The organism is Planktotalea sp., assembly GCF_039984035.1.
Taxonomy (GTDB): domain Bacteria; phylum Pseudomonadota; class Alphaproteobacteria; order Rhodobacterales; family Rhodobacteraceae; genus Planktotalea.
Window position 1 is genome coordinate 1 of sequence record NZ_JBDWVM010000088.1, and the last position, 7,571, is coordinate 7,571.

At 55.8% G+C, this 7,571-nt stretch carries 5 protein-coding genes and 1 pseudogene; 3 read left to right on the forward strand and 3 right to left on the reverse strand.

Features of this window, described 5'->3' with window-relative positions; genetic code table 11:
• Positions 1 to 453 (forward strand): aldehyde dehydrogenase family protein (locus ABJQ89_RS03910; RefSeq protein ID WP_348494960.1); only part of this gene is annotated, 453 nt, incomplete at its 5' end.
• 15 nt (positions 454 to 468) lie between these two features.
• Here the strand turns inward: ABJQ89_RS03910 and ABJQ89_RS03915 are convergent.
• Positions 469 to 1,350, reverse strand: a complete 882-nt coding sequence (locus ABJQ89_RS03915; protein WP_348494961.1) for a hypothetical protein — start codon at positions 1,348 to 1,350, stop codon at positions 469 to 471.
• Positions 1,351 to 1,775: 425 nt separating this feature from the next.
• On the opposite strand from ABJQ89_RS03915, the gene ABJQ89_RS03920 reads away from it, so the two are divergent.
• Together ABJQ89_RS03920 and ABJQ89_RS03925 are read left to right on the forward strand one after the other, a co-directional pair.
• Positions 1,776 to 2,348, forward strand: coding sequence for a cupin domain-containing protein (locus ABJQ89_RS03920; RefSeq protein WP_348494962.1), 573 nt, complete (start codon positions 1,776 to 1,778; stop codon positions 2,346 to 2,348).
• 126 nt (positions 2,349 to 2,474) lie between these two features.
• Positions 2,475 to 3,653 (forward strand): acetyl-CoA C-acyltransferase family protein, encoded by a 1,179-nt coding sequence (locus ABJQ89_RS03925; protein ID WP_348494963.1) that lies wholly within the window; start codon positions 2,475 to 2,477, stop codon positions 3,651 to 3,653.
• 8 nt (positions 3,654 to 3,661) lie between these two features.
• On the opposite strand, the gene pbpC is transcribed toward ABJQ89_RS03925, so the two are convergent.
• Both pbpC and ABJQ89_RS03935 read right to left on the reverse strand, forming a co-directional pair.
• Positions 3,662 to 5,704 (reverse strand): penicillin-binding protein 1C, encoded by a 2,043-nt coding sequence (pbpC, locus tag ABJQ89_RS03930; protein ID WP_348494964.1) that lies wholly within the window; start codon positions 5,702 to 5,704, stop codon positions 3,662 to 3,664.
• Between the two features lie 3 nt (positions 5,705 to 5,707).
• A pseudogene (locus ABJQ89_RS03935) lies at positions 5,708 to 7,571 on the reverse strand (alpha-2-macroglobulin family protein); the annotation flags it as partial.

Here is a 7,571-nt window from a genome sequence, read left to right on the forward strand (position 1 = left end):
GTTCCAATCCGCGGCATTGCACTGGCGATGAACGAACCCGTCGGTGTAATCGGCACGCTTTGCGCCGATGATGCGCCGTTGCTTGGCCTCTGCCACGCGATGGGCGCTGGTATGGCGATGGGCAATCGCTCTGTCCTTATCGCATCTGAGCTCTATCCTTTCGCCGCGACGGATTTGATCCAAGTGTTGGAAACATCCGACGTGCCAGCAGGCGTCGTGAATGTCATCACCGGCAGCCATGCAGAGCTCGCGCCACACCTTGCTGCGCACAATGATTTGGACGCGGTCTGGAGCTTTTCATCAGCCGATGTTTCGACCGTGGTCGAAAGCAAATCCACAGGCAATCTGAAACGCACTTGGGTCAATAACGGGCAGAGCACAAATTTCGCCCCACGCGACTTCCTAAGCGCAGCGAGCGAGACGAAAACCGTTTGGGTGCCTTACGGCGAATAAAGCCAAAAACAGTGTCTAAGCAGGGGTCATCCGCACAAGATGACCCCGCACCGCCAACAACCCCGTGCCGAACATAACCACCGCTGACACCGCACAGATCGTTGGGTTCAATCCAATCGTATCGACCAATACACCCATCCCAAACGTACCTAGCGTCGCTAGGCCCCAAAACGCTGTTTGATCCACCGCGATCAAAACACCGCGTTGCTTATCTGGCGCATTGTGCAGGTACTTCCCATAGACCAACGCCTTACCAAGCTTCACTCCGCCAAAACACAAGATAAGCCCGCAAAGCATCGCGAAACTGCCGACCTGCGTCAGTAGCAAGAGCGCAGCGCCATAAAGCCCCCAAACCAACAGGGCCGCCTGACCGGGACGTGTGATTTTGGCAGAAAGACGCGATGCAATTGCAGTTATCGTAATCGCGCCAATCCAGCTTAAAATGTTCATCAACGCGATAAAATTTCCGTACTCAGGGAAATTCTCACGCAGCACCAGAGGCATCAAAATGTATCCCACTGGCACGATGATGAGACCCAACAGAATGCTGGACAGAAGGATGTCGAGGTTCTCAGGACATTGCCGATAGTGCTGCGCAATTCTACGCAAGACCTGCCAATCAATCGCCTCAGTTTTCTGCCGCCGTGCACCGCCATTTTGCGGATTGTGCGCGCGCAAGATCAATGCGCTCACTATCATCAACACACCATTCAAAATAAAGCCACCAGTCGCCAGCAAGAATGGCAAACTCAGCGCTGTAATCGTCCCTGTGAGTTTTGCAACATTATGCGCTCTTGCGGCGAGCAAACCGTTCGCCTGCGCACCCTTTGGCGTAGCCTCAGGGATGAAGGTATCAATCGCAGGATTGGAAATCGCGCTGACGATTCCGGCAAGCACACAGTAGGCAAAAAAACCTTTGGCAGATACCCAAGGCTCTGATCGAGAACGCCATAGCCAATCAAAATCGCGCCAAAGATGAGGGTCGACACTGTATAGCTTAGCCTTGCACCGACACGGTCCGTCAACACACCACCTGCGATAGTGAAGATGAGAAAAGGCGATAGAACCAAGGCCTGAAAGAAACCGATCTGCGTCGCGCTCAGGTTTAAATGGATGCTCATATACCAAGTGAACAGAACCGTTTGGAACCCTTCACCCCAATGCCAAAGCCCATAAGCACCAAAGAACTTGTTCTTGAAGAAAGACATGGCGATCCTGACATTTGACGCTGTGAGATGCGTTCGATAAATCTGAATATGAAACCTCAGTATCACTAAATATCATAATTTTGGAGTCATAATTATGATGAAAGTTCGAAAGTTATGACAGCGCGAGCGACCCAACCCATCATCGGTGCGCGCATGCGCGAGCTACGAAAGGCGAAAGGGCTGACCTTGAAACAGCTTGCTGAGGCAAGTGAATTGTCGGTCGGCTACCTGAGCCAGTTGGAGCGCCAGGATGCCGACCCTTCCGTGCGCGCGCTCAATATGATTGCCAAGGCGCTCGGCGTCGGGATCAATTGGTTCTTTCCCGATCCAGAAGAGCAAAATAATCCAGAGGCCCAGATCGTTGTGAGGGCGCAAAACCGCCGTTCGCTCAAATTTGAATCTGGTGTGCGGGATGAACTCATCAGCCCCAATCTCAGCGGTGATTTGGAACTGATCCTGACCACCTTCGATCCTTATGCAAATTCCGGTGACACGCTCTATTCCCACAAGGGCGAAGAAGGCGGGTATGTGGTTATTGGCACCTTGGAGCTCACAGTTGATGACATGGTAATGACGCTACACGCTGGCGACGCCTTTCATTTCAAATCGAATAGACCGCATCGATATGCCAACCCGACAGATCAAAACACAGTTATCGTTTGGGCGATGACGCCGCCGCATTATTGAACGCAAAAAGAGAGCTAGTTTGGGCGCTAACACTATATTTTTGACGATTTCGCCCTACCGTCACACTGGCAAACGCCGCGGGCAACGCGTAACCAACCCGAACTTATAAATTCGGGAGACACCTTAATGTCAGAAGATATCGTCATTCTAGACGGCGCACGTACGGCCATCGGCACCTTTGGCGGCGCGCTTGCAAAAACCACACCAATCGAACTTGCCACGATCGCATCAAAAGCCGCGATGGAACGCGCCGGTGTTGAAGGCGGGCAGATTGGCACCGTTGTGTTCGGCCACGTCATCAACACAGAGCCGCGCGATATGTATCTGTCCCGTGTCGCCGCTATCGACGCAGGTATCCCAGACACGACACCTGCGATGAATGTGAATCGCCTTTGTGGTTCCGGCGCGCAGGCGATTGTCTCCGCCGTGCAATCCTTGATGCTAGGTGATGCTGACTTTGCTCTCGCGGGTGGATCAGAAAATATGTCGCGCTCCCCCTTTATTATTCCCGACCAACGTTGGGGTGCAAAAATGGGCGATGTGCGCACTTTGGACATGATGCTCGGCGCGTTGAACTGCCCGTTTGGCACTGGCCATATGGGTGTCACAGCAGAAAACGTCGCGGCGGAACATGATATCAGCCGTAAGGCACAAGATGCTTTCGCGATGAGCAGCCAAGAGCGTGCAGCAAACGCAATTGCGAACGGCTACTTTGAAAGCCAGATCACCCCCGTACAGGTAAAGGTCAAACGCGACCTCGTTGACTTCAAAGTGGACGAACACCCCAAAGCGACATCGGCTGAGGCGCTTGCCGGTCTGCGCACCGTCTTCCAAAAGGACGGGACAGTCACAGCGGGCAATGCGTCTGGCATCAACGATGGTGCTGCCGCAATCGTGATGGCGACAGCCTCTGCCGCTGAGAAAGCAGGCCTAAAGCCAAAGGCGCGCATTTTGGGATATGCCCATGCTGGCGTGCGCCCAGAAGTTATGGGCATTGGCCCGATCCCTGCTGTCGAAAACCTGTTTGCGAAGACCGGTCTGACTGGCGCTGATTTTGATGTCATCGAAAGCAATGAAGCCTTCGCAGCGCAGGCGCTCGCCGTGAACAAAGGTCTCGGGTTTGATCCTGCGAAAGTGAACCCAAATGGCGGCGCTATCGCCCTTGGTCACCCTGTTGGAGCAACAGGTGCATTGATCACCGTGAAGGCGCTTTATGAGCTAGAACGCATTGGCGGCAAACGCGCGTTGATCACCATGTGTATTGGCGGTGGTCAAGGCATCGCATTCGCAATCGAACGTCTCTAAATCAGAGCCTAATCAAGCTGAATGGTCGCGCGCGCAGCGCGGCCATTCTTATCAATGACCGACAATTCAAAGAACCCCGGCTCGCTTACAGGCAGTTGCGCCTCGCGCGTGTGGACGCGGCGCAAGATCGGTGCGCCATTCGCCATCCACGTAAAGGGTGGCAGCCCATCGCGCACTTTGACGATCAACCCTTCTTCGCTGCGAACAAGTCTGGCGCCATCTGGTGGGAATGCCAGTTTGGGCGCGTCTGGCGCTGCTTGAAATACAGCGCGCCGCCCTTTGAAATGCCTCAGCGGTAATGGCAAAGAAGCGGTGTCAAGCAACAGCGCTTCGGGCGGTGGCGGTGGTAGGGGCACAGCTTCATCACTGATCAAACCAACCAGCTCAAACAGAATCGGCGCCGCCATTTCGCCGCCGAATGCCCCAGGCACAGGCGTACCATCTGGCCGACCGATCCAGACCCCAGCAACATAGCGCCCGTCAAACCCAATTGCCCATGCATCACGATGCCCATAGGACGTTCCTGTTTTGTAGGCCACCCGCATCTGCGCAGCGCCTTTAGGTGGCTCTAGGCCCGCCAAGATATGGCTAACCTGCCACGCGGATGAGGCACCGAGGAAGCGCTCGCTCACCCCCGCCTGCTGCCCCATTTGCCAAGCCAACGCTTGCGTCACGCCGCCTTGCGCCAGCCCCGCATAGAGCTGCACCAACCCTTCCAAAGACGTGCCAACGCCGCCCAACGCAACGGCCAAACCTGGCGCACCGCCCGGAACCTGTGCGTGCATTCCAGCCTTGCGCAGTGTCGCCATGAGACGCGCAGGGCCAAGCTCTTCTGTCAGAAGAACAACAGGGATGTTGAGCGATTGGCGCAGCGCTTCATCGACCCTCAGTTCGCCGCGAAACGCACCGTCAAAGTTCTGGGGCGCATAACCGCCAAAGGCGACAGGGCGATCATTGATCAATGTTGCGGGATGCGCGAGACCTTGATCAAACGCCAAAGCATAGACGATTGGTTTCAACGTCGATCCGGGCGAGCGCAGCGCCTTGGTCATGTCGATAAAGCCCTGCCGCCCTGCGCGGTCAGAATAACCGCCAGACCCGACATGGGCGATGATTTCACCTGTTTGATGATCCGCCAAGATCATCGCAATTGAAAGATTTTCTGCCTTGCCCTGAATGCTCTTCGCTGCCAGTTTCTCCGCCTGTTTTTGCACCTCTCCGCTCAACGTAAGATGATGCAGTCCGCGTTCTGGCGATACGCGACGCGCACGATCTGATAAGTGGGGCGCAAGGGATGGAAATGGCAATCGCTCGCTCTGAATAGACTCTAAATGGGCTGTTCTGGCCTCTTCATCGCTCACCACGTCTGTTGACACCAAACGATCCAAAACGATTTGTCGGGCCACTTTTGCCGCCTGAACATCCACGTCGGGGCGACGCGCCTCTGGCGCTTGCGGCAATGCAACAAGCAGCGCCGATTGCGCGGCGGTCAAACGATTTGGTTCCTTCCCGAAGTAACTCAGCGTCGCGGCGCGCACCCCTTCGATATTACCGCCATAGGGGGCAAGCGTGAGGTAGAGCTCTAAAATCTCTTCTTTGCTCAGCACTTGTTCAAGCCGAAGTGCGACGCGCAACTGACGCACCTTACCGCCCCACGCACCTGTCCCACTTTGTTCAAGCAACCGCGCGACCTGCATCGTCAGAGTAGACGCGCCCGACACGATCCGACCATTCAACACGGCCTGTTTCGCTGCTCGTAAAACAGCCCAAGTATCTACACCCGCATGATTGAAGAAACGTTTGTCTTCATAGGCAATCAACATGTCCAAGAACCGAGGGTCGACTTGCGCAATGTTGATGCCCATCCGCCAACGCCCGTCTTCAACTGTGTAGGCGCGCAGCAGGAAGTCATCGCGATCACGGACCTCGACAGAGGTATCCGGCAACACGCTCGGTAGCTCGGTCTGCGCGACCCAATCGTCAAAGGCATCGCGCCCAAGCGCAGTCAGAAACAACGCAAGGACAACAATGAATGGCGCAATGCGGCGCATGGGTTACTGACCCACGCGCATAAGACCCGTTTCAGACCGCGCGCGATACTGCGGGCGATACATATCCTCAACCGATGCGGCAGGGTGATGATAGGTTCCCTCCGACACAGCACGCACGATGTAGGCCAGTTGAAACGCACTCTTCTTCCCCCAATCCACAGCCGCGAGGAAGCGATTAGAGCGGAATTCAGAGTGCTGTGCAGAGACAGGTTTGAGCCACTCGAGCGCGCGAATATCGCCGCCCCGAATGAGGTTAGGATTGTCGATCTCCAAACCGGCAGGCAACGGATCATTCACCATGAGCCGTGCATCGCCACCTTCAAACGGAGTAACTGTAAGAACAGCAACCAGCCTGTCGCCTGTTTGCAGGTTCAGCTCGGGAACCGGCACACCTTCCATGGTGAAATACTCACGCTCAATCTTGTAACCATAACCACCCGCTTCAGGCGCGACCTGCGGCACGCCAAAGGTGCTCAGCGTGATCTCTGTCGCGCGCGCGGCGGGATTGGCAATCTGCAGAGCCGCTGCGCCGCCTTCATAGCGACGCACAAACGGCCCTCCAACAGGCGCGCCATTCAAGGTCAGCCCTTCAGGATTGGGGTTTTTGACCAAGGCATGCGCCGCCAAAAGCGCCCATGATGCCTCTTGTGTGGAGAAGGTGCCTTCAGCGCTCGAAATCCGATCAGACAGAACCGAGGTATCAATTGTTTGACTGCCTGCTTCAACAGCAAGGGTCAAAAGACCAGCCGCATCGCGCAGGTTGCTGCCGTAGTCCACACGCCATTCACGACCATCTGCACCCAGACGCGGTATCATCAAACGTGCGGCGCGGGCAAACATTGCATCTGCGCGTGTTTGATCCCCATAAGACGCCAATGCTGCACCCAACTGTGCAGCGCCAAGCGGAGTGCTAAAGGCCTCTGCCTTCACATCCGCATAGTAGCGCAGATCGCCCATCGATGCCGCGCCTTCACGCGCAAGTACCATCAACGCGTAGGCGATGTCTTCGCCGCCCCCATCGAAGTCAGGCGCATAGTTGATCCGATTGCGCAGGTTATCCATCGCAACGCGGAAGCCAAGCTTTGGCACGTCATAGCCTTGTGCCTTTGCGCGCGACAGGAAATCGCTCACATAGGCATCAAGCCAGAAATCACCGGAGTCAGGACGCCACAAGCCAAACGCACCATTCGAGGATTGTCGTGTTAGAACCTGTGCAATCGCTTGATCCACACGCGCTTGAACACTCTGGCGCACATTGAGGCCCATGACTTCCGCCACCTCGTTGAAATAGAGCAACGGAAGCGCCCGCGACGTGACCTGCTCTGTGCAGCCGTAAGGATAGCGATCAAGCACCTGCAACAGACCCGGTGCGTTCAGCTTAGCAAGCGGACCAGCCGCGACGACAGCAGAGCCAGTGCCGCGTTTGAAATTGGCAAATACCGCATCATCCAACGTAAAGGTCGCGCCGCTCGCGATGCTGAGGCGGCGCACTTCGCTGACCTCCGGATCATTGGCGCGCACAGGCAACGTCAGAGTTTGCGTGAGCTGCTTTCCATCTGGTGTCGTCAATGCAATCCGCAGAGTATGATCACCGACGTTTCCGGCTCTAATCGGCAATGTTAGTATCTGTTTTTCCAAATCACCCAACGTGATCCCCGACGGCACAGACGCTGCATCCAACGCAATTCCGTTGGCCGAAATATCAAGCCCCATGCGTCCACTCGGACCTGTTGCATGCACGATCTCGATCAAGGCAGACGTCTGGTCATTCGGCGCAAGGAAGCGTGGGAGCGATGCTGTCACAACGACAGGATCACGGACCAGCACATCCGCCTCTGCTTGGCCAACGCCCGTGTTCGACCAAGCC

Coding starts and splice junctions, on each gene's coding strand:
- ABJQ89_RS03920 (WP_348494962.1), top strand. CDS start 1,776: ATGACAGCGCGAGCGACCCAACCCATCATCGGTGCGCGCATGCGCGAG.
- ABJQ89_RS03925 (WP_348494963.1), top strand. CDS start 2,475: ATGTCAGAAGATATCGTCATTCTAGACGGCGCACGTACGGCCATCGGC.
- pbpC (WP_348494964.1), bottom strand. CDS start 5,704: ATGCGCCGCATTGCGCCATTCATTGTTGTCCTTGCGTTGTTTCTGACT.